At 33.7% G+C, this 20,581-nt stretch carries 23 protein-coding genes and 1 tRNA gene; 15 read left to right on the forward strand and 9 right to left on the reverse strand.

Features of this window, described 5'->3' with window-relative positions; all coding sequences use genetic code 11:
* The first annotated feature begins 42 nt into the window (after window positions 1-42).
* The 8 genes from C1S72_RS09845 to C1S72_RS09880 are packed head-to-tail and all read left to right on the forward strand — an operon-like array spanning window position 43 to window position 5,215.
* Window positions 43-681 (forward strand): cell envelope biogenesis protein OmpA, encoded by a 639-nt coding sequence (locus C1S72_RS09845; protein ID WP_104735429.1) that lies wholly within the window; start codon window positions 43-45, stop codon window positions 679-681.
* The gene (ruvC, locus tag C1S72_RS09850) at window positions 681-1,235 is read left to right on the forward strand and encodes a crossover junction endodeoxyribonuclease RuvC (protein ID WP_104735430.1); all 555 of its coding nucleotides are present in this window, start codon (window positions 681-683) and stop codon (window positions 1,233-1,235) included. Before C1S72_RS09845 ends, ruvC begins: the two co-directional genes overlap by 1 nt.
* Window positions 1,236-1,238: 3 nt before the next feature.
* On the forward strand, window positions 1,239-1,979 hold the full coding sequence (locus tag C1S72_RS09855; protein ID WP_104735431.1) for a DUF3667 domain-containing protein: 741 nt from the start codon (window positions 1,239-1,241) through the stop codon (window positions 1,977-1,979).
* Window positions 1,979-3,109, forward strand: coding sequence for a radical SAM family heme chaperone HemW (gene hemW, locus C1S72_RS09860; RefSeq protein ID WP_104735432.1), 1,131 nt, complete (start codon window positions 1,979-1,981; stop codon window positions 3,107-3,109). The genes C1S72_RS09855 and hemW overlap by 1 nt, the downstream gene beginning before the upstream one ends.
* Entirely contained in the window at window positions 3,109-3,858 is a 750-nt protein-coding gene (locus C1S72_RS09865; protein ID WP_104735433.1) for a cyclase family protein, read from the forward strand. Before hemW ends, C1S72_RS09865 begins: the two co-directional genes overlap by 1 nt.
* 1 nt (window position 3,859) lies before the next feature.
* Window positions 3,860-4,216 (forward strand): DUF4260 domain-containing protein, encoded by a 357-nt coding sequence (locus C1S72_RS09870; RefSeq protein WP_104735434.1) that lies wholly within the window; start codon window positions 3,860-3,862, stop codon window positions 4,214-4,216.
* A gap of 24 nt (window positions 4,217-4,240) precedes the next feature.
* On the forward strand, window positions 4,241-4,603 hold the full coding sequence (locus C1S72_RS09875; RefSeq protein WP_104735435.1) for an MmcQ/YjbR family DNA-binding protein: 363 nt from the start codon (window positions 4,241-4,243) through the stop codon (window positions 4,601-4,603).
* A gap of 30 nt (window positions 4,604-4,633) precedes the next feature.
* Entirely contained in the window at window positions 4,634-5,215 is a 582-nt protein-coding gene (locus C1S72_RS09880; RefSeq protein WP_104735436.1) for a PhnA domain-containing protein, read from the forward strand.
* A gap of 2 nt (window positions 5,216-5,217) precedes the next feature.
* Here the strand turns inward: C1S72_RS09880 and C1S72_RS14450 are convergent, their stop codons facing one another.
* Together C1S72_RS14450 and C1S72_RS09885 are read right to left on the reverse strand one after the other, a co-directional pair.
* The gene (locus C1S72_RS14450) at window positions 5,218-5,367 is read right to left on the reverse strand and encodes a hypothetical protein (RefSeq protein WP_162919953.1); all 150 of its coding nucleotides are present in this window, start codon (window positions 5,365-5,367) and stop codon (window positions 5,218-5,220) included.
* Window positions 5,367-6,209: an AraC family transcriptional regulator gene (locus tag C1S72_RS09885; RefSeq protein WP_104735437.1), complete on the reverse strand. Its 843-nt coding sequence runs from the start codon at window positions 6,207-6,209 to the stop codon at window positions 5,367-5,369. The genes C1S72_RS14450 and C1S72_RS09885 overlap by 1 nt, the downstream gene beginning before the upstream one ends.
* A gap of 131 nt (window positions 6,210-6,340) precedes the next feature.
* On the opposite strand from C1S72_RS09885, the gene C1S72_RS09890 reads away from it, so the two are divergent.
* The 6 genes from C1S72_RS09890 (at window position 6,341) to C1S72_RS09915 (ending at window position 11,868) form a co-directional block, all read left to right on the forward strand.
* On the forward strand, window positions 6,341-7,255 hold the full coding sequence (locus tag C1S72_RS09890) for a dihydrodipicolinate synthase family protein (RefSeq protein WP_104735438.1): 915 nt from the start codon (window positions 6,341-6,343) through the stop codon (window positions 7,253-7,255).
* 46 nt (window positions 7,256-7,301) lie between these two features.
* Window positions 7,302-7,568 carry a DUF1272 domain-containing protein gene (locus C1S72_RS09895; protein ID WP_104735439.1) on the forward strand — a complete coding sequence of 89 codons (267 nt, stop codon included), beginning with the start codon at window positions 7,302-7,304 and terminating at the stop codon, window positions 7,566-7,568.
* On the forward strand, window positions 7,565-9,148 hold the full coding sequence (locus C1S72_RS09900) for an aldehyde dehydrogenase (NADP(+)) (protein ID WP_104735440.1): 1,584 nt from the start codon (window positions 7,565-7,567) through the stop codon (window positions 9,146-9,148). Before C1S72_RS09895 ends, C1S72_RS09900 begins: the two co-directional genes overlap by 4 nt.
* A 3-nt stretch (window positions 9,149-9,151) precedes the next feature.
* Window positions 9,152-10,162: a 4-hydroxyproline epimerase gene (locus C1S72_RS09905; RefSeq protein WP_104735441.1), complete on the forward strand. Its 1,011-nt coding sequence runs from the start codon at window positions 9,152-9,154 to the stop codon at window positions 10,160-10,162.
* A gap of 2 nt (window positions 10,163-10,164) precedes the next feature.
* Entirely contained in the window at window positions 10,165-11,412 is a 1,248-nt protein-coding gene (locus tag C1S72_RS09910; protein WP_104735442.1) for an NAD(P)/FAD-dependent oxidoreductase, read from the forward strand.
* A 177-nt stretch (window positions 11,413-11,589) separates the two neighbouring features.
* Window positions 11,590-11,868: an STAS domain-containing protein gene (locus tag C1S72_RS09915; RefSeq protein ID WP_104735443.1), complete on the forward strand. Its 279-nt coding sequence runs from the start codon at window positions 11,590-11,592 to the stop codon at window positions 11,866-11,868.
* Here C1S72_RS09915 and C1S72_RS09920 read toward each other — a convergent pair whose 3' ends face one another.
* The 6 genes from C1S72_RS09920 to C1S72_RS09945 form a co-directional block, all read right to left on the reverse strand.
* Complete coding sequence (locus C1S72_RS09920; protein WP_104735444.1) at window positions 11,869-12,291, reverse strand: YybH family protein; 423 nt, start codon at window positions 12,289-12,291, stop codon at window positions 11,869-11,871.
* Window positions 12,292-12,335: 44 nt separating this feature from the next.
* The gene (locus C1S72_RS09925) at window positions 12,336-13,436 is read right to left on the reverse strand and encodes a DUF4407 domain-containing protein (protein ID WP_104735445.1); all 1,101 of its coding nucleotides are present in this window, start codon (window positions 13,434-13,436) and stop codon (window positions 12,336-12,338) included.
* Between the two features lie 134 nt (window positions 13,437-13,570).
* Complete coding sequence (locus C1S72_RS09930) at window positions 13,571-16,024, reverse strand: M56 family metallopeptidase (protein ID WP_104735446.1); 2,454 nt, start codon at window positions 16,022-16,024, stop codon at window positions 13,571-13,573.
* 2 nt (window positions 16,025-16,026) lie between these two features.
* Window positions 16,027-16,392, reverse strand: a complete 366-nt coding sequence (locus C1S72_RS09935; protein WP_104735447.1) for a BlaI/MecI/CopY family transcriptional regulator — start codon at window positions 16,390-16,392, stop codon at window positions 16,027-16,029.
* Window positions 16,393-16,465: 73 nt separating this feature from the next.
* Window positions 16,466-17,716, reverse strand: coding sequence for a DoxX family protein (locus tag C1S72_RS09940; protein ID WP_104735448.1), 1,251 nt, complete (start codon window positions 17,714-17,716; stop codon window positions 16,466-16,468).
* 47 nt (window positions 17,717-17,763) lie between these two features.
* Complete coding sequence (locus C1S72_RS09945) at window positions 17,764-19,152, reverse strand: dipeptidase (RefSeq protein ID WP_104735449.1); 1,389 nt, start codon at window positions 19,150-19,152, stop codon at window positions 17,764-17,766.
* Between the two features lie 102 nt (window positions 19,153-19,254).
* Between C1S72_RS09945 and C1S72_RS09950 the strand changes: the two genes are divergently transcribed.
* A tRNA-Leu gene (locus C1S72_RS09950) sits at window positions 19,255-19,336 on the forward strand.
* A 312-nt stretch (window positions 19,337-19,648) separates the two neighbouring features.
* Here C1S72_RS09950 and C1S72_RS09960 read toward each other — a convergent pair.
* A complete protein-coding gene (locus C1S72_RS09960) occupies window positions 19,649-20,578 on the reverse strand; it encodes a T9SS type A sorting domain-containing protein (RefSeq protein WP_104735451.1) in 930 nt (309 codons plus the stop codon).
* Window positions 20,579-20,581 lie beyond the last annotated feature (3 nt).

Below are 20,581 nucleotides of genomic sequence, written 5' to 3' on the forward strand. Positions count from 1 at the left end.
GTCGTAGATTATATTTTGTACAAAATAAAACAATAAAGTCATATGAGGATAGCTTTTGTAAATTATAGATTCAGTAGCTTGTTTTTACTATTGTTTTTTACAACAATCATTGTTTGTGGGCAAAGCGAGGCTAGTAAATGGAAGGCTCAAGTTGCATTTGGTCTTAATAGTCCTAGTTCAAGTGGATTTGTGCCAGGGTTTGAAGCGAAACCTGTAAATTTTCCAACTATTCATTTAGGAGTTCAGCGCATGTTTAAACCGCAATATGGTGTCAAATTAGATTATGGTTTTAATCGTATAGCCAATAACAGCGACTCACCTTATTTTAAAATAAATTATTCAAGAGTTAATGCTCAATTTGTTTATGATGCCACGACACTAATGACTTTCTTGCCAACGCATATAGGTATAGTGGGACACGCTGGACCAGGAATATCTTTCGTTAAGCCTTTAAGTGGTTATGCCGATAACAACCTTACCTATTTCAATGCCATGGCTGGCATCGAGTTCCAATATTCAGTTTCAAGAACCTTTTCGGTGTTTTTAGACACATCCTATATTTTTGGTTTTGCAAAAGAATTTGATCCTATATTTGATGGCTTTGGGTCATTCAATGGAAACCTCCTAACGGTAACAGTTGGTGTTTCGGTGTCTTTAAGTGGCTGTTATTTTTGTGATTAATGAGTAAAGAAAAAATTATTTTAGGGATTGATCCTGGTACAACCATAATGGGTTTTGGACTCATTAAGGTTGTGGGAAAAACAATGTCATTCATGCAACTCAATGAATTAGACTTGAAAAAGTATGATGATCACTATCTAAAACTCAAACTCATTTTTGAACGTACAATTGAACTCATTGAAACCCATCATCCTGATGAGATAGCCATAGAAGCACCTTTTTTTGGAAAAAATGTGCAAAGTATGTTGAAATTAGGTCGTGCTCAAGGTGTAGCTATGGCTGCAGGTTTATCCAGAGAAATACCTATAACGGAATACTCTCCTAAAAAAATAAAAATGGCTATAACCGGCAATGGTAATGCTAGTAAAGAGCAAGTAGCGAAAATGTTGCAAAGTACTTTAGGCTTAAAAACCTTACCAAAAAATCTAGATGCAACGGATGGTTTAGCAGCTGCAGTATGTCACTTTTACAATCAGGGTCGTGTTACTGTTGGTAAAAGTTATTCTGGTTGGGCTAGTTTTGTTAAGCAAAATGAAGGTAGAGTTAAGAAGTAGATTATGACTGAAACTACTATTTGCAAAAATTGTAATATTGAAACAGCTAGTGAATATTGCCCTAACTGCGGACAACGCACATCAATCCATAAAGTCACGTTTTCTGAAACATTTCAAGATGTCATAAATGGTATGTTTTCTTTAGATGCACCATTATGGATGACACTAAAAACGTTGGTCGTAAATCCAGGAAAGCTTTTCAGAGATTTTTTATCTGGTAAACGAAAAACGTACTATAAACCCGTTTCATTTTTTATTTTAACAACTATTGTTTTTGTGCTAACTAAATCGCTATTGAATTATGACCCTATGCAAAATATTGCACAAGTACAACATGATTCAGTTAATGCGAAATTATTAAATAGTGCAGGTGTTTATATGGCTAAAAACATTAACAATATTATCTTTTCATTTGTATTTGCTTTTGCACTCATGCTAAAAGTATTCTTTTATAAGTCCTATTCATTAGCCGAATATTTAGCTGTTTCATTTTATGTGGTTGGATTTTACACTTTAATTACTACCATATATATGATTGGTTTAAAATTTGCAAATCCAGAATACAAATCCCTACCTTTTTTATTAATGTTCGTATATGTAGTTTACGCCTTAATTTCATTTTTTCAGAAGCGAAACTTAACTGCCATTTTAAAAATGATATTGGTTTATATATTCGCAATGGTATTATATATCATAATCGGTTACGGAATTTCATTTCTAATAGTATGGCTTAAATCTGTATAATGGCAGGCATCTACATCCATATTCCATTTTGTAAGCAAGCCTGTCATTACTGTGATTTTCATTTTTCAACTTCCTTAAAAAAGAAGGGAGACATGGTTTTTGCGTTGCAAAACGAACTCTTATTAAGGAAAGGGGAACTAAAAAATCAAGTTGTAGAAACTATTTATTTTGGAGGAGGCACGCCAAGCTTGTTGACCAATGACGAAATTCAAGAAATTATCAACTCGGTATACAGTAACTACAAAGTTGTTGAGAATCCTGAAATTACATTAGAGGCCAATCCGGACGATTTAACTAATAAATGCATTAATGAATTGATTGATTCTCCAATAAACCGTTTGAGTATTGGTATTCAGTCCTTTTTCGAAGACGATTTAAAACTAATGAATCGCGCGCACAATGCTAATGAAGCCAAGAGCTGTTTGGAGGAAGTTACCAAACATTTTGATAATATTTCAATAGATTTAATTTACGGTATTCCCAACGCAACCAACGCGCAATGGCTCGAGAATATTGAAACAGCCTTGTCATATGGCGTTCCACATATTTCATGTTATGCTTTAACTGTTGAACCCAAAACAGCTTTACATAGTTTTATTAAAAAAGGGATTATAGAAGATGTCGATGATGAAGCCGCTCTAGAACAATTTCATATATTGTTAGATATCCTAGAATCGAATAATTTTGTTCATTATGAATTGTCAAACTTTGGTAAAACAGGATATTTCAGTAAAAACAACACAGCCTATTGGCAAGGAAAACCATATTTGGGCATTGGGCCATCATCACATTCTTTTAATGGTAAACAACGGGGTTGGAATGTTAGGAATAACAACAAGTATATCAAATCTTTACAAGACAATCAACTTCCTATAGAATGGGAAGTCTTAACTAAAACAGACCGCTACAATGAATATATTATGACTGGTTTACGAACCATTTGGGGTGTGTCTTTATCAAAAATTGAAGCAGAATTTGGAATTTCATATAAAAAGTATTTATTACAACAAGCCGATAAATTCATCAATCAACATTTGTTGTATATTGACAACAACCAACTTTTAGCAACTAAAAAAGGAAAATTTTTAAGCGATGGCATCGCTTCAGATTTATTTAAACTAAATTTATAATGCTAGCAACTATAGAAACCAATTCAAGAAAATATAAAATAGATTTATCTAAACCTTTAGATATTTCAATACCATTAAAAGCGTCAAAATCTAACGTCAACGCCTGGTATATTGATGAGCCCAAAATAGAACCTGTTCAAGATGGTGAGTGGATTGCAAGTGTTGAAAAAGGAGCCAGTGTTAATTTTAACAATATACAGTTTAATCCGCATGCGCATGGTACACATACCGAATGCGTTGGTCATATTACTAATGAATTTCATTCAGTGAACAAAAACTTAAAACAGTTTTTCTTCCTTGCTGAACTAGTAACTGTAGCACCTGAATTAATTGACGAGGATTTTGTTATTTCAAAAAAGCAATTACAATTTGCATTTGGTAATAAAAAGCGAGATGCCATTATTATTAGGACAATCCCTAACACCAAGGAAAAAAAATCAAGGCAGTATTCAAATACCAATTGGGTATATTTTCAAGATGAAGCGATAAAATTTCTGGTAAAAATGGGAATTAAACACCTACTGATTGATTTACCAAGCGTTGATAAAGAGAAAGATAATGGTGAGCTAAAAGGGCATAAGGCTTTTTGGAATTTTGATGGTAAATTACGAAAAGACTGTACAATCACAGAATTTATTTATGTCTCTAATAAAATAGAAGATGGTACGTATTTTCTGAACTTACAAATAGCACCTTTTGAGAATGATGCTTCACCAAGTAAACCTATCCTATATCAACTTTTAGAATAACATGAAAAATTTACTGAAATTAGAAGAACTCGCTATGTTTGGTTTGGGGATTCTCGCTTTTAATCAATTACATTATGCTTGGTGGTGGTTTATTGTGCTGTTGCTAACGCCAGATATTGGAATGCTAGGTTATCTAGTCAATTCAAAATTTGGAGCAGTGACGTACAATTTATTTCACCATAAAGGATTAGCTGTTGTGATTTACATTATAGGAATTGTATGTAACGATACCGTGTTACAATTAATAGGAATAATAGTATTTTCACATGCTTGCATGGATAGAATTTTTGGTTATGGTTTAAAATATAAGTCTTCTTTTAAAGACACACATCTAGGGAAAATAGGTGTTAAAGAATAAAATTTTAAAACTAAATAATGACATATGAATATCGACGACATTAGAGATTATTGTTTAGCAAAACAGCAAGTAACCGAACATTTTCCTTTTGATGACAATGTTTTAGTATTTAAAGTTGCGAATAAAATGTTTCTACTTACCGGTTTAGATACATGGGAAAAGGGTGAAGCTGCAATAAATTTGAAATGCGATCCTGAGTATGCATTAGAATTACGTGAGCAATATGAAAGTGTCGAGCCAGGTTACCACATGAGTAAAAAACACTGGAATACTATTAGATTATTCAAAGGCGAATTAGATTGGAACTTTACCAAGCAACTAATTGACCAATCATACGATTTAATTGTAAAGTCTTTGCCCAAAAAAGTGCGTGATACGTTTCAGTAAAGTAGTATGTTTGCAGAATAAATTGAATTTATGAGCGTCTTAAAAATACTTCAAGAAAGAAGCAAGAATACGTGCGAATTATGTTCTTCAACCGAAGGCCTACGGCAATACACTATTCCACCATCATTAAATGAAAATGTGGCTAACGACATTTTGGTTTGTGAAACGTGTTGTAATCAAATTGAAGGTAACGTAGAAGTAGACCCTAATCATTGGCGTTGCTTAAATGATAGTATGTGGAGCGAACATGTAGCAGTACAAATTATGGCTTGGCGCATGTTACAACGACTTCGTAATGAAGGCTGGCCGAAAGATTTATTGGACATGATGTATTTAGATGAAGAAGCATTAGCATTAGCACGTGCAACAGGAGAGCATGAAGATGAATCTGCTAAAATTATTCATCGCGATATAAATGGCGTAATTCTTGAGAATGGCGACTCAGTTGTGTTAGTTAAAGACTTAAAAGTAAAAGGCTCCAGTATGGTTGCTAAACAGGGTACAGCTGTAAGAAATATTCGTTTAGATCATGAAAATGCAGAATACATTGAAGGTAAAGTCGATGGACAACAAATTGTAATAATAACAAAATACGTTAAAAAGACTTCTTAAAATTATTCTTCGGGTATATCATTTTTCTTTCTTAAAAATGAAAACCCAAACGGAATCATAAAAAGTAAAAATAAAAACTTGCCAGTTATCAAACCATATATTGTGATAATTGCTGCTAGTATCATTAATGTATATTGAGTTTTTGTAGACATTAGTTTTGAAGTTTTTTGACTTTTGAAGGGCTCATGTTTTTTATAGATTTAAACTGTCGGTTAAAATTTGATATATTATTGAAACCAGAAAGTTCAGCAATTTCGGCAATGGACAAATCACTGTTGGTCTGTAGTAACTTAGTAGCCTGTTCAATTCTAATGTCGTTTAAAAACTGAATGTAGGTTTTGTTGGTTCGTTTTTTAAAATATTTACAAAAGGCATTTTTGGTCATATTGGCCACTTCAGAAATAGTATTTAAATCAATAGAAGTTTTATAATACTTTAAGGTGTACTCAATAACATTTCGCATGCGTTCACCTTCGTTGTCTGAATAGTCTCTGTTATATACAAACGAAGACAAACTGGAATACTTACAACTTGAGGCCAATTTTAAAATTTCCATCAAGCCTATAAACTGATTGAGTTTAGATTCATGCTCTATATTTAAAAATACTTTTCTAATGGCTTTCTGTTTACTTGTCACCTTGAAACCATGTTTACAACGCTTAAAAAATGATTTTAAATCATGCATTTCGGGTAGATGAAAAAATGATGACCCAAAGGCATCTTTTGTAAAAAAAAGGGATAGCATATGTGATTCTTTTTCATGATAGTCACTTTTAAATACATGAGGTAAGTTGCCGTCAATAATCATTATGTCTCCACTTTGATAGTGGTTTATGGTGTCACCAATTATTAAAGACCCTTCACCAGAAACAATATAGCTAATTTGAATCTCTACATGTTGGTGTAGTTTATCGTAAAAGGCCATTTCCTTATCAACTTGATAAACAAAAGCTTCGTTTTGAGGTTTAGTTATTTTAAAAGGAAGCACCTTCATATTGATAAAATAATATTCAAAAAAATAAAGATATGTAAATACATGGATAATATAGTATCTAAATCGGATAAATGCCTATTAATTGCATTTGGGAATCTAAAGTAATTTTACAGATGTAAATAAATTAGATTATGAGTATTCAATGGAAAGGCGTTATGCCAGCAGTAACTACTAAATTCACAGATAATGATGAATTGGATTTTGATATGTTTGAAGTCAATATTAAAGCGCAATTAAGGGCTGGTGTACACGGTATTGTTCTAGGTGGTACACTTGGTGAAGCCAGTACTTTATTAGATGAAGAAAAGCGCGAACTCACCAAATTTACTGTAGATTTGGTAAAAGAAACCGTGCCTGTTTTAATAAATATTGCAGAGCAATCTACAAAAGCTGCAATTGCTGCAGCTCAAAAAGCGGAAGATGATGGGGCCAAAGGTTTAATGATGTTGCCACCAATGCGCTACAAATCTGGCAATCGTGAAACGGTAGAGTATTTTAAAACAGTTGCAAACAGTACATCACTTCCAATTATGGTTTATAATAATCCCGTTGATTATAAAGTTGAAGTGACATTAAAAATGTTCGATGAATTGTTGAAGTGTGATAACATTGAAGCGGTAAAAGAATCAACACGAGATATTTCCAATGTTACTCGAATTATAAACCGATTTGGTGACCGACTCAAAATTATGACAGGTGTGGATACCTTGGCACTAGAAAGTTTGCTAATGGGTGCAGATGGCTGGATAGCCGGTCTCGTTTGTGCATTCCCAAAGGAAACGGTTGCCATTTATGAACTTCAAAAAGCAGGTAGAATTCAAGAAGCATTGGAAATTTATCGCTGGTTTTTGCCGTTGTTGGAGTTAGATATAAACCCTAAATTAGTACAGAATATAAAATTGGCTGAAGTGGCAACAGGAATAGGTTCAGAAAACGTAAGAGCGCCTCGATTAATTTTACATGGTGAGGAGCGTAAACATGTTTTAGCTGTAATTGCCAAGAGCATGCGTACAAGGCCAACCTTGCCAGATTATAAAAATTTATAGAGTTATGTCATGCTGAACTTGTTTCAGTATCTCATCAGAAAAACAGATGTTAGAAATTAGACCAACATGTGAACATTGTAATAAGTCATTGCCTTTTGATTCTCAAGAAGCCATGATTTGTACGTTTGAATGCACTTTTTGTAAAAATTGTGTCGAGACTATTTTGCAACGGGTTTGTCCAAATTGTGGAGGCGGTTTTGAAAAACGACCCATCAGACCGGTTGAATTATTGGATAAATATCCAGTATCAACAAAAATCATTCATAAGCCAGTAGATTTAAAACAGCATCAGGAAAGAATTAATAGGAAATGATAACAGGAAAAAATTATATAGGAAATAAGCTATCAGCAAAGGGATCTAAAACGTATAATACGTTTAACCCCTTGTTGAATTTTGAAAACGAATATGTTTATACTGAAGCAACTTCGGAAGAAATTGATGAAGCGGTAGAAATAGCATCAAAGGCATTTAAAACGTTTAGAACAATAAATGGAAAACGCAAAGCAGCATTTTTAAATGCTATTGCAGATGAAATTTTAGCTTTAGACGATATTCTTATTCAAACCTATTGTTCGGAAACAGGATTGCCAGAAGGTAGAGCAAAAGGTGAACGAGGACGAACCGTAGGTCAACTGCGCATGTTTGCCGATTTAGTTGCGGAGGGTTCATGGGTAGATGCAACAATTGATACAGCTCAACCTAGTCGTGAGCCCTTACCAAAATCAGATATTCGTAAAATGCTTATTCCTTTGGGGCCAGTTGTGGTTTTTGGAGCGAGTAATTTCCCGTTAGCTTATTCAACGGCTGGAGGAGATACTGCCGCAGCATTAGCATCTGGGTGTCCAGTAATTGTAAAATCGCATCCAATGCATGCCGGGACAGGTGAATTGGTGTCCTCGGCAATAATTAAAGCGGCTGAAAGAACAAATATGCCAAACGGCGTATTTTCAAATTTAAACAGTTCGGGAATTGAAGTGGGCACTCAACTTGTAAACCATCCAAAAGTAAAAGCAGTTGGCTTTACAGGGAGTATTAAAGGTGGTAGAGCGTTATACAATTTAGCGGTACAGCGTGATGAACCTATTCCTGTTTTTGCTGAAATGGGTAGTATTAATCCGGTTATAATTTTACCAGAAGCCCTAAAAAACAGAAACGAAAGTATAGCAAAAACGTATGCAAACTCCATTACATTAGGGACAGGACAATTTTGTACAAATCCTGGACTCATTCTTGGAATTAAAGGAGAGCACCTAACTAAATTCATGGTTAAATTATCTGAAGAAATTATAAAAATTGATCCGTCTTGTATGCTGCATCCTAATATAGCTCAAGCATTCCATAACGGAAGAAGTCAGGCCATAGAACAAGATGATTTACAGGTTGTTGCAGAATATCGAAATGAGATAAAAAATAACTTTGCTCGACAGACACTAACCAATGTTTCTGGTGATACTTTTTTAAAGAATTCAACTTTACATCAAGAGGTTTTTGGACCATATTCCTTAATTGTTGAATGTGATAATACAGAACAGTTAGAAGAAATTGTTTCAAAATTAGAAGGACAGTTAACAGGTACTGTAATTGCTGATAATGGTGAGGTATCTCATTATTCTCAAGTAATTTCAGCTTTACAAAATCGCGTCGGGCGTGTTATTTATAATGGTGTACCAACTGGTGTTGAGGTATGTCCTTCAATGACTCATGGTGGTCCATATCCTGCGTCTACCGATAGTCGTTTTACTGCAGTAGGTATTCATTCTATAAAACGTTGGGTGCGTCCATTTAGCTATCAAGATTGGCCAGATACATTATTGCCCGATGAATTAAAAAACGAAAACCCCTTAGGTATTTCTAGGTTAGTTGACGGCAAACAAACACTTGAAAAGCTCTAATTTATGCCAAAGTCAACTTTCCTTTGCATTGATGCGCATACTTGTGGTAATCCAGTGCGGGTTATAAAAGAAGGTGGACCAAATCTTGTTGGTAAAACGATGAGTGAAAAACGTCAACATTTTTTAAAAGAATACGATTGGATTAGAAAAGGCCTCATGTTTGAACCTCGAGGTCATGATATGATGAGTGGCAGTATTTTGTTCCCACCTCACCATCCAGAAAATGATTTTGCTATTTTATTTATTGAAACTTCAGGATGTTTGCCTATGTGTGGTCATGGTACTATTGGAACCATAACTATTGCAATAGAAGAGGGTTTAGTTACCCCAAAAATTCCAGGAAAAATTAGAATGGAAGCTCCAGCTGGATTGGTGGAAATTGAATATCAACAAACAAACAATAAGGTAGATTGGGTAAAGCTTATCAATGTTAAAAGTTATTTGGCTGCTGAAAACCTTCAGATTGATTGCCCTGAATTGGGAAAAATTACGTTTGACGTAGCATATGGCGGAAATTATTACGCCATTGTAGATCCTCAAATGAATTTTTCGGGAGTTCAAGATTTTACAGCTTCAAAAATCATTCAGTACTCACAAGTTTTAAGACAACGAATCAACGAAAAGTATCCGAATGTATTCATTCACCCAGAAAATGAAACTATAAAGGATGTCACACACATGCTCTGGACAGGAACTCCAATTGATTCGACATCATCTGGAAGAAATGCTGTTTTTTACGGTGATAAAGCTATTGACAGAAGTCCATGTGGCACCGGAACTTCTGCACGAATGGCTCAATTATATGCCAAAGGAAAATTACATATTGGAGAAGAATTTGTTCATGAGAGTTTCATTGGGAGTAAGTTTGTTGGAAAAGTTGAATCAGAAACTCAAATTGATGGTAAAAAAGCCATTATTCCGAGTATAAAAGGTTGGGCAAAAATTTATGGACAAAACACGATAACAATAGATACAGAAGATGATCCCTATGCATTGGGATTTCAAGTTATTTAATAATGAGTAAAAAAGTAATTATAATTGGTGGAGGTATAATAGGTTTATGTTCAGCTTATTATTTGAATAAAGCAGGATTTGAGGTTACTGTAGTTGATCAATCTAATATGGATTCGGGGGCTTCTTATGTTAATGCAGGATACTTGTCTCCCAGTCATTTTATTCCCTTGGCCTCTCCGGGTGTCATGAAAAAAGGCTTGAAATGGATGTTTGATGCATCTAGTCCTTTTTATATGAAACCTAGATTAAATTCAGATTTCTTGAAATGGGTATTGGCATTCAATAAATCGTGCAATATCAAGAATGTTGAAAAATCGATACCTGCCATAAAACAGATCACGTTATTATCTCAATCTCTATATGACGAAATTAAGCAAGATGAGCATTTTACATTTCATTTGGAAAAAAAAGGTTTGATAATGCTTTGTCAAACCGAAAAAATGCTTCAAGAAGAAGTCAAAATAGCCGAGGTTGCCCAATTGGAAGGTTTAGATGCCCGAGAGATTAACTTATCTGAATTAAAGGAGTTAGAGCCTCATATTAATATAAATGCTCTAGGTGCTACCTATTACGGCTGTGACTCCCATTCCACACCTCACGAGTTTATGTCTGAAATGAAATCTTGGCTAATAAGTCATGGTGTGACAATTTCACAAAATGAACGCGTTGAAGATTTGGAAATAATAAATACTAAAATTCAATCTGTAAAAACGAATAGACGCGAACTAAAAGCAGACGAAATAGTTTTAGCAGCTGGTTCATGGAGTCATATATTGAGTAAAAAATTGGGGATTAATTTGTTGTTACAAGCAGGTAAAGGATATCGAATAAACTCATTTAAGAGTACACATGTATCTCGACCAGCAATTTTAGCAGAAGCTAAAGTGGCCGTAACCCCTATGAATGGATTTACACGTTTTGCAGGAACTATGGAGATAGCAGGTATAAATGGTAAAATAAATGCGGTTCGAGTTGAAGCAATAGCCAATGCCGTGACAAAATATTACCCAGATATTCAAATTTCAAATGAAGAAAAATGTGAAGCGACCTCGGGATTACGACCTGTTTCTCCAGATGGACTACCTTATATTGGTAAATCTTCAAAATGTAAAAACTTAACTATTGCAACAGGTCATGCTATGATGGGTTGGAGTATGGGAACAGCAACAGGCAAACTGGTATCAGAAATAATATTGGATAAAAAAGCATCAATTTCAATTGAAGCATTTCACCCGGACAGAAAATTTTAGTAAATATTTATCTTCTTGTATTTCATCGATTTTTTAGACATGAATTTTTCAATTAACTAGAACTTTTACTGAATATCGATTAGATAGTAACAATTTCATTTTCAGTAGTATATTTATACCATTCCCTCACTGATTATTAGCACATTTTTTATTGATTAACTATTAAACCATGTGTTCATGAATTTGAAGATTACACACTACAACAATTTTTTTAATGTGAAAGGAATATTGGATAAGCATTCTGTTCAAAGATTTCAAGAAGAAATTAATGATGCATTTGAAAATTTACAGTCCATAACAATTAGTTTGGAAGGCCTTGAAAGTATTGATAAATACGGTGTTATGGCTTTGGCAAAACTACATAATGAATCATTGTCAAAGCACAAGCAATTGTCAATTATTGGATCTGGATGTCAAAATCTATTCGATCATTTTAAAACAAATGATGCTGCTTAATTAGGTAGACATATCTGCTATAATTTTCCATTCACCATCTATCTTCTTAAAGATGATGATAAACTCGCCATTTGCGTCGCCAACAGTACGTTTCAAGAGATATTGTCCCATTATATAATAAGAACCATTTTCTATGGGTGCTATGGAATTTAATTTGAAAGTTAATTGCCCTGTTTGTGCTTTAGAGGTATAATTTTTCTTGTAATTGTCCAATGTTTGTTGCCAACCTTTGGTAATGTAACCGCGACTATAGAATTGCAAAGAATCTGATTTCCAGTAACCTTGCATAAAACCTTCAATATCATAGTTGTTCCAAGCATCTTGCTGCTCTTGCATCACTTTTCTAATCGCCATTTCATCAGCAGATTGAGAAAAGACACTTATTGAAAAGAAAAGAAGTACAATACAATAGAAAGATTTCATTTGGAAACAGGTTAATTGGTTTCCATAAAAATACTAACTAATTCTTAAAGGGCGTTCTTTTGATGTTTAAAAAAAGCGTCGGCTTGTAATTGCATGAGTTCTCTAGCTTTTTTACGTTTATACGCATATAATTCATCTTCTTCGGCAAGGTCATTATATATTTTATTGTTAACGTTCAAATCGGTTTTTAATAAAATCTCACGTTCATTGACCTTTTGTTCAACCCAAGTTTTGACAGCCGTTTCAGCGTCTTCAAGTTTATAATCATACTCACCTTTTGGAGATAATAATTTAGCAAAAATAGGAGACGTTTCAATAGCTAGAAACAAAAGGAAAATAAAAAAAGATGGTAACCAAGGTAATTTACCTAATGCATTTACTCGAGCCATTAAACCATCAAAACCATCAATTACAGGTTGCGTAGTTGTAACTTGCGTATTATAATCTGTTTTTAATTGATCAATTTGGGTTTCAGCATTTTGTATTTTTTGTTTATTGTCTGCTTTTAATTGATTGAGTTCAGCTAGAGCAGCATCATGCTTCTCGCGTTTTTCTTTGTAAACAGGTCCTTTGCCAAGAAGTTTAGTTCCTGCAGTGCCTTCAGCTTCAGAAATGTAAGTATCATAAAGGGCGTTAACTTCAGCTTCTTTAGTGTCAATTTGTTGTTGTAAGGATTGAATATCATTTTCTAAAGCAGCAACACCAGGATCGAATTGTTTGGCTAATTCGGTTTTGTTATCTAAAGTCATTTGGTTTTTTTCGGTTAGTAGCACCTGATTGATTTCCTTTTCAAAAATCTTTAATTCCAAAGGTTTTGAAATTACTACTGCAATGATAATGGCTAAAATAATTCGAGGTGAAGCCTGAATAATTTCGTCTAAAACATGATTGCGTTTTTTAATAGTTGATACAATAAACCGATCAAGATTAAAGATTAATAAACCCCAGATAAACCCGAATGCAATAGCTGTAATATAATTGTCAAAAACGGTATAAAGTGCATAACTGGCTGCAATAAATGCCATAACTGCCGTAAAGAAAACGGTAGCACCTATGCCGGCATATTTGTTTTGCTCGCCTATGGAGCAGTTATCTAAAATATCGGTGTCAGAGCCCGAACAAATGATGAAGAATTGTTTTAACATGATTGATGATTTTGTAGACCCTAAGACTGATCTCTGGGCAAATTGATTGACTATTAGAACGTAAAAAGTGGTGAAATGTTACAAAAAAGCCCCGATAATTCGAGGCTTTAACATTTAAATTGCGTTTATAAAAGTTATTTGTTCTTAATAGTAATCGGCTCTTTGGATAAATACACCTTTGGATTTTTAGAATTTGAGTTTTTGGTTGAAATATTCATGCTTTTATCGGTTTTTAATATTTCGATGGCTTTATCTGAACTTATTTGTTTGCCTTCATAATAAAACGTAGCACCTTTCTTCGCCATGTCGATAACATGATCCAATGGTGATTTTGGTGGTGGAGGTGGAGGAACACGCTCACTAACTTTTCCATTTTCTACCTTATAGTTTTTGTAATATTCTTCACTAATTTTTTGATACTTTTCTTTTTGCTCTGGTGTGGCATCAGCTGGTACTGGAGGCGGTGGAGGTGGAGGAGCTAATGGAGAATTAGGGTTGTTTTCTTTTGTATTAAGACCTGGAAACGGAAATTTAACAGATTCATTTTTCTGTTTCATAGACATTCTATTATATATATCAGAGTATTTTATTAATTTTTGCTCGTCAACAATTGGTAGTAATGTTGCTTTGTTAGAAATCGTAGTACTTTTACTATGGATTTTTTTAGCCCAAGTATTATAGGCATCTACTTCTTTTTTAGTTGGAGGATTTTTTTCGTTTTCTTCAGAAACCTTAACTTTTATAACTTTTCCACTTTTGTCTTTGTATTTATAAGAATACGCTTTGCCAGCTTTTGCTTTTTTAGCCATGCTTTCATATTCAGCTCTTTCTTTTTTACTAACACTTTCTGGAGCTGGAGCAGGTGGTGGAGGCGGTGGGAAATTTGGAAAGGGTTCTGCAGATTTACGCTGCTCTTCTGTCATTAATTCGTATAAATACTTTAAACGTTTCATATCAGACAGTTTAATAGTATAATCTGAACCTTTTTGTGAATTATAGTATTTAGCCAATTTGTTATATTCTGCAATTTGTTCTTTGGAAGCGCCTTTTTGTAGAGACTTAAATGAGATTGAACCGTTATCATTTTTTATTAATTCGGTTTTACTTGAATCATGAACAACTCCATCCGATAAAATAGCTTTAACGAGATTAATTTCAATTTCTTTTGTTATTTTTTCTAGTGTTTCAATTTTAATATTCACACCCTTTGAATCAATAAATAAATCTGATTTTTGACCGTTGGTAACTTTACTGAAGTCATCTTTTAAGGTGTTTAATGAAGTTTCCTTGCCATTAAGAATTAGTTTTAGAGGATTTTGTTCTAATTCCAGTTTGGGGATTTCGGTTTGTTTTTCATCTGTCTTTGATGATGGATAAGAATTGTTTTTTGTTTTCAAAGTAACCATACCATTTTTATCAATTACTTGTTTTCCATCTGATGAGAGTGTAAAACTTAAATCTGTCCAGGCTGTTCCTTTTAAGCTTTTTAAGTTAACGCCATTGTTTTTAGATTCAACAATGAATGCAAAATCACTATTGTCATCGCTTTTTTCTGAACTTACACCATAGAAATCTATAATATTTGAATTGTTTTGAGTGTCTTTGAATGTGAGCTCTTTCCATGCGCAACCTTCTAAACACGATAGTTTTAGTTCATTATTATCTTTTTCAATCGTAATAGTGAAAGTGTTTGAATTGGCAACACTATTGGATGAATTTTCGATTACTTCTTTTTTAGTACTAAAACTATAAATTAATATTGCGAGTAAGGGTAAAAGCACGATGCTTTTAAGCCATGTTTTGGTTTTTGATGTGTGTGTTTTCATAACTGTAAATCGTTTTTTGATGGATGAATAATTTATGGCATTTGCCAATTGTGGTTCTTGGGCATTTGATGAGAATGCCAATAGGGTATTTTGATAACTTTTAATTTCAAAGCCATGATTTATAACAGCTTGGTCAGCTAAAAATTCATGATTGAGTTTGATGTCTTTTTTAATGAAATACAATAACGGATTGAACCAATAAATAATTTGTAAAACTTCAATAAAAAGTATATCTAATGCATGCTTTTCTATCGCATGGGTTTCCTCGTGAAGAATGACTTCTTTCGGGATTTCATGAGCTTCATATTTTGATTTATTAAAAAATATATAGTTTAAAAAGGTATGTGGTTGTACCGAATCGTTTAATAACACATGAAAAATGGACTGGTTTTTAAATTTTGGGTTGTGTTTAATGCGTTTAAAAATGTTTCTTAAGTTCATGCCGAAGCGTATAGCGAAAATCAAAACACCTATACCGTAAATACTCCACAAAATCTTTGACCAATAGTTAACAGGTTCTTCTAGCATAAGTTCAGGAACATAAGGAGGTGTTCCTATTTCAGAATTGTAAACGGGAATTTCCAATGGAGCCACGTCAACATAAGTCGTAAATGTTATGAGCGGAATAATAGCTGCTAATAACAGTGTTCCCAATAAATAAAACCGTTTGAACTTGTGGAAGCTTTCCTTTTCTAAAAACAGCTTGTAGAATAGCATAAAAACAGCTAAACAAGCACTGAATTTTAAAATGTATTCTATCATGGTTATCTGCTTTTAATTTCGTTATCAATCAGTTTTTTTAAGTCTTCCAATTCCGCTTTAGTTAAATTGGTTTCTTTAGTAAAGAATGATGCAAACTGCGATGCACTATCATTAAAAAAGTCTTTAATGAGTCCGTTTACGTGTTTAGAGAAATAGGCTTTCTTTTTTACCAACGGGTAGTATTCGCGAGATTTCCCGAAGGTATTGTATGCTACAAACCCTTTATCAGTCATGCGCTTAATAAGTGTTGCAATAGTTGTTGGTGCTGGTTTAGGGTCCGGGTAGGCATCGAGTAAATCTTTCATAAATGCTTTTTCCAGTTTCCACAGGTGGTTCATTAATTCTTCTTCTGATTTTGATAATTGCATTTCTCTACAAGTTTAGAATATGTTCTACAAACATAGAATAAAAAATTTAATTCTACAAGTGTAGAGTAAAAAATTATCTATTAAATGGTCTTTCATTTATCCAATTAAATCCACGACTGTTGAGTTGAAAGGCTTCATGATTAATTCTATTAAAAATAATGTGAAGCGTGTCATTATTAATAATACCCTCTAATTCCAAGAAGTATTTGTTTTGATTTTTATAAATGAAATTGTTTTTTAGAGAATCTGATTCTCTCTTAAAGACGCTTATTTTTTTTTGAGTAGAATCAATTATAAAATTATAAGCTTGCATCTCATCTGTCATGGTTTTTATAGTAGCTCGATCTTTATAATCAATAATTAGATAACGCCATCTTTCAGTATCTGTTAAAAGCGGAGGCATAGTATCTTTGTTTTTAATAAAATAAGTGGTTTCCCAAATGCCATATAGGAAAGGTTTTTCTCTTTTGTCTCCCCATTTATAGGTGCTAGATATTCCTCTAGGCACAATCATTAATAATACCAACACTAACAGGACTGTTTTAATCCAAAACGTTATTTTGTTATATAGTGGCTCTTTGTTAGGCCTAAAATATTGGATTGATTCTGAAGGCTTATTAAATAAAAACACATTTAAAAATCGTTTACTGTCTAAACTGAAAATAAACAATGCCATTAGGACCAAATGAACTGAAAATATCTTTACAGGAATATCAAACATGAAATTCATAGCTGTGACATGCATCATAACGCCAGCTACCATTAACGCACCTAACGTTTGTGTTCGTTTGGGTATAAGTAATAAGCCTGCTATAACTTCTAGAGAACCAGTAAAAATGTTAAATCCGTTTGAGTATCCCATATAGGTCCAAGCTAATCCCATTGGTGAAAACTCATTAAGAGGTTGTAGCATTCTGCTTAATGAAGGATAAGGGAATTGAGATTTAAATACTTTAACAAACCCATATACAAGCATGAAATATATTAAGTAAATGCGTAAAAGGACAACAAACCAATATAAGAGCGCATTATAGGTTGGTCGTTTTCTATCTACTATGCTCCATAGTGTTGTTAATAGAATAGATAGTAAAAAGCCTGAAAATAATTTAACATATGAAAACGTATTGTCGCCACTACCATAACCACTAATGTCATAATCGTAATCTATTCCTAAAATAGCGCTGCCAACCCATTTTATAACTGTTTGAAAAAGCCCACCGCTAAATGTAAAAAGTATATATAAAACGAAATAGTTGAAAACAAAACGGAAAACGATTTTAGAAAGTGTGTTCCAGTTTGCTCGATACTCACGAGATAAAATCATATTTTGAATGCGTTAGTCAGTCAGGAGAATAACGCATTCGAAAAAAATTAATTGCTTAATTCAGTAAAATATTTGTAGAACAGTGGAATAGTTTCAATGCCTTTAAAATAGTTCCAAACCCCAAAATGCTCGTTTGGTGAATGAATGGCATCACTATCTAAACCAAAGCCCATCAAAATGGTTTTGCTTTTTAATTCTTGTTCAAAAAGTGCTACGATTGGAATACTACCACCACTTCGTTGAGGTATAGGTTTTTTTCCAAAAGATTCCTCATAGGCTTTACTAGCTGCTTGATAACCAATACTATCAATTGGCGTAACATAGCCTTGTCCACCATGGTGTGGTTTCACTTTTACTTTTACGCCATCGGGTGCTATACTCTCAAAATGAGATTTAAACAGTTCAGTAATTTCTTTCCAATCTTGATGTGGTACTAAACGCATAGATATTTTAGCATATGCTTTACTAGCTATAACGGTTTTAGCACCTTCACCAATATAACCGCCCCAAATACCATTGACATCTAAAGTAGGTCTTATTGAATTACGCTCGTTAGTTGTATAGCCTTTTTCACCATATACTGAATCGATGTCAAGTGCTTTTTGATAGTCTACAAGAGAAAAAGGTGCTTTGGCCATTTCGGCACGTTCCTCTTGAGATAATTCTTCTACTTTATCATAAAAACCTGGAATGGTAATATGATTGTTTTCATCATGAAGCGAAGCAATCATTTTTGTTAACACATTAATCGGATTTGCCACAGCTCCACCGTATAATCCAGAATGCAAATCCCGATTAGGACCTGTAACTTCAACTTCCACATAACTCAAGCCACGCAATCCTGTTGTAATACTAGGCACATCTTTGGCAATCATACCTGTATCTGAAATAAGAATCACATCATTTTTTAATTTGTCATGATTGTTCTTCACAAAAGTAGATAGGTTGACACTACCAACTTCCTCTTCGCCTTCAATCATAAACTTCACATTACATGGCAGCTGATTGGTTGAAGTCATAAACTCCAAAGCTTTCACATGCATGTACATTTGACCTTTGTCATCACAAGCACCACGAGCAAAAATAGCACCTTCTGGGTGCAATTCTGTTTTTTTAATTACTGGCTCATAAGGAGGCGAATCCCATAATTCAATAGGGTCTGCAGGTTGCACATCATAGTGACCATAAACTAATACGGTCGGTAAGTTACTGTTTATTAATTTTTCACCATAAACTATTGGATAACCATCGGTTTCGCAAATTTCAACAGTATCACATCCTGCTTTTTCAAGGCTTTTTTTAACGGCATCAGCTGTTTTTAAAACATCATTTTTAAAGGCAGAATCTGCGCTAACAGAAGGTATCTTTAATAATTCAATCAATTCATTTAAAAAGCGATCTTTATTTGCTTCAACGTATTTTTGTATGTTATCCATAGTTTGATTTCAATTTTTTCAAAAGTACAAAACAGTAAGAACTTTTTCTTATTAGATGCATTTGAATATTCAAACTATTGTTTATATTTGCAGTCTTTAATTGCGGGCGTGGTGGAATTGGTAGACACGCTAGACTTAGGATCTAGTGCCGCGAGGTGTGAGAGTTCGAGTCTCTCCGCCCGCACAATATAAGATAAAGCTTTGGTATATGCCGAGGCTTTTTTATTGGAAAATATTTAAGAGTTATATAGAGGAGAGACGAGAAGTTTATGCAGAGCTTGTCGAAGTAAGTCTCTCCGCCCGCACGATAAACAAAAGCTTTGGTTTAACCAAGACTTTTTTTGTTAACGCAGTTTTGGCACAAAAGGAGAGACGAGAAGTTTATACAGAGCTTATCGAAGTAAGTCTCTCCGCCCACATAATTAAAAGAAAAAGCTTCTTGTTTTCAAGAAGCTTTTTTTGTTATTGAATAACTGCTATTAATCAATAATTAGACTCAGATTTTCACAAGTTTAGTGGTTAAATGTCCTCCTGAGTTATTTTGAGCTTTTATGATATAAATTCCACTTTTCAATGATGAAATATCAAAAACTTGATTTTTTGGAAAAGTACCTTTATAGGATTCTACCGATTTTCCAGTTATATCAAGTATTTCAACAGATGTAGTATTTCTATTAAATTGAAAATTATTACTTGTTGGATTAGGATATAATGCCATAACTTCTGTTTCAGGACCTTGATGGTCATCTACTCCTAATGTCATAGCATAGGTGTATTCAGTTGAAGGTTTCCAATAAATATTGGCATTACTTGACCCATTCCAATCATCGGCAAAATATATGGCGTACCCAGTAATATTTATATTGTTTAAAGTGATATTAAATACTTCAGCTCCATCATTGATAGAAACAGACATGGTAGTTTCAGTATTAAGTATAAACTCAAATTTGAAATCACTATAATTGGTAGATCCATTTATTGACGAGGTGTTTACTGTTCCGGCATTAGAGACTACTTCCCAAGGGTCATAGGCTCCTCCGTTTCCATTTAAATTCACTTGAACAGCATAATTATTTTGTCTATCATCCCAACCACTAGTTGAAGTAGGGCTGGATAAAAGCGCTACGCCAATTTGACCAAAAGCCTGCGTTGCAGCTACAGTTATAGTGAAACTGTCTCCAACAGCCATAGTACTTGGTGTTCCATCAGTCAATCCATTTTCGGTAAAATTTCTCCAGGCAACAGATTGTTTTGCACCACCACCATTAGCCCACATTCCAAGTTCGTCTGCACCATTATCAAAATGACCACCACTATCAAAAAATATAGCATCATAATTAGCTAGTCTTTGTGGGTACTGAATAGTAGTTTGCGCTAATGCACTTAAGGAAATTAGGGTAAAAGCTAAAACGTAAAGATTTTTCATAAT

Origin of the sequence: Hanstruepera ponticola (assembly GCF_002940745.1) — a bacterium.
Classification (GTDB): Bacteria; Bacteroidota; Bacteroidia; order Flavobacteriales; family Flavobacteriaceae; genus Hanstruepera; species Hanstruepera ponticola.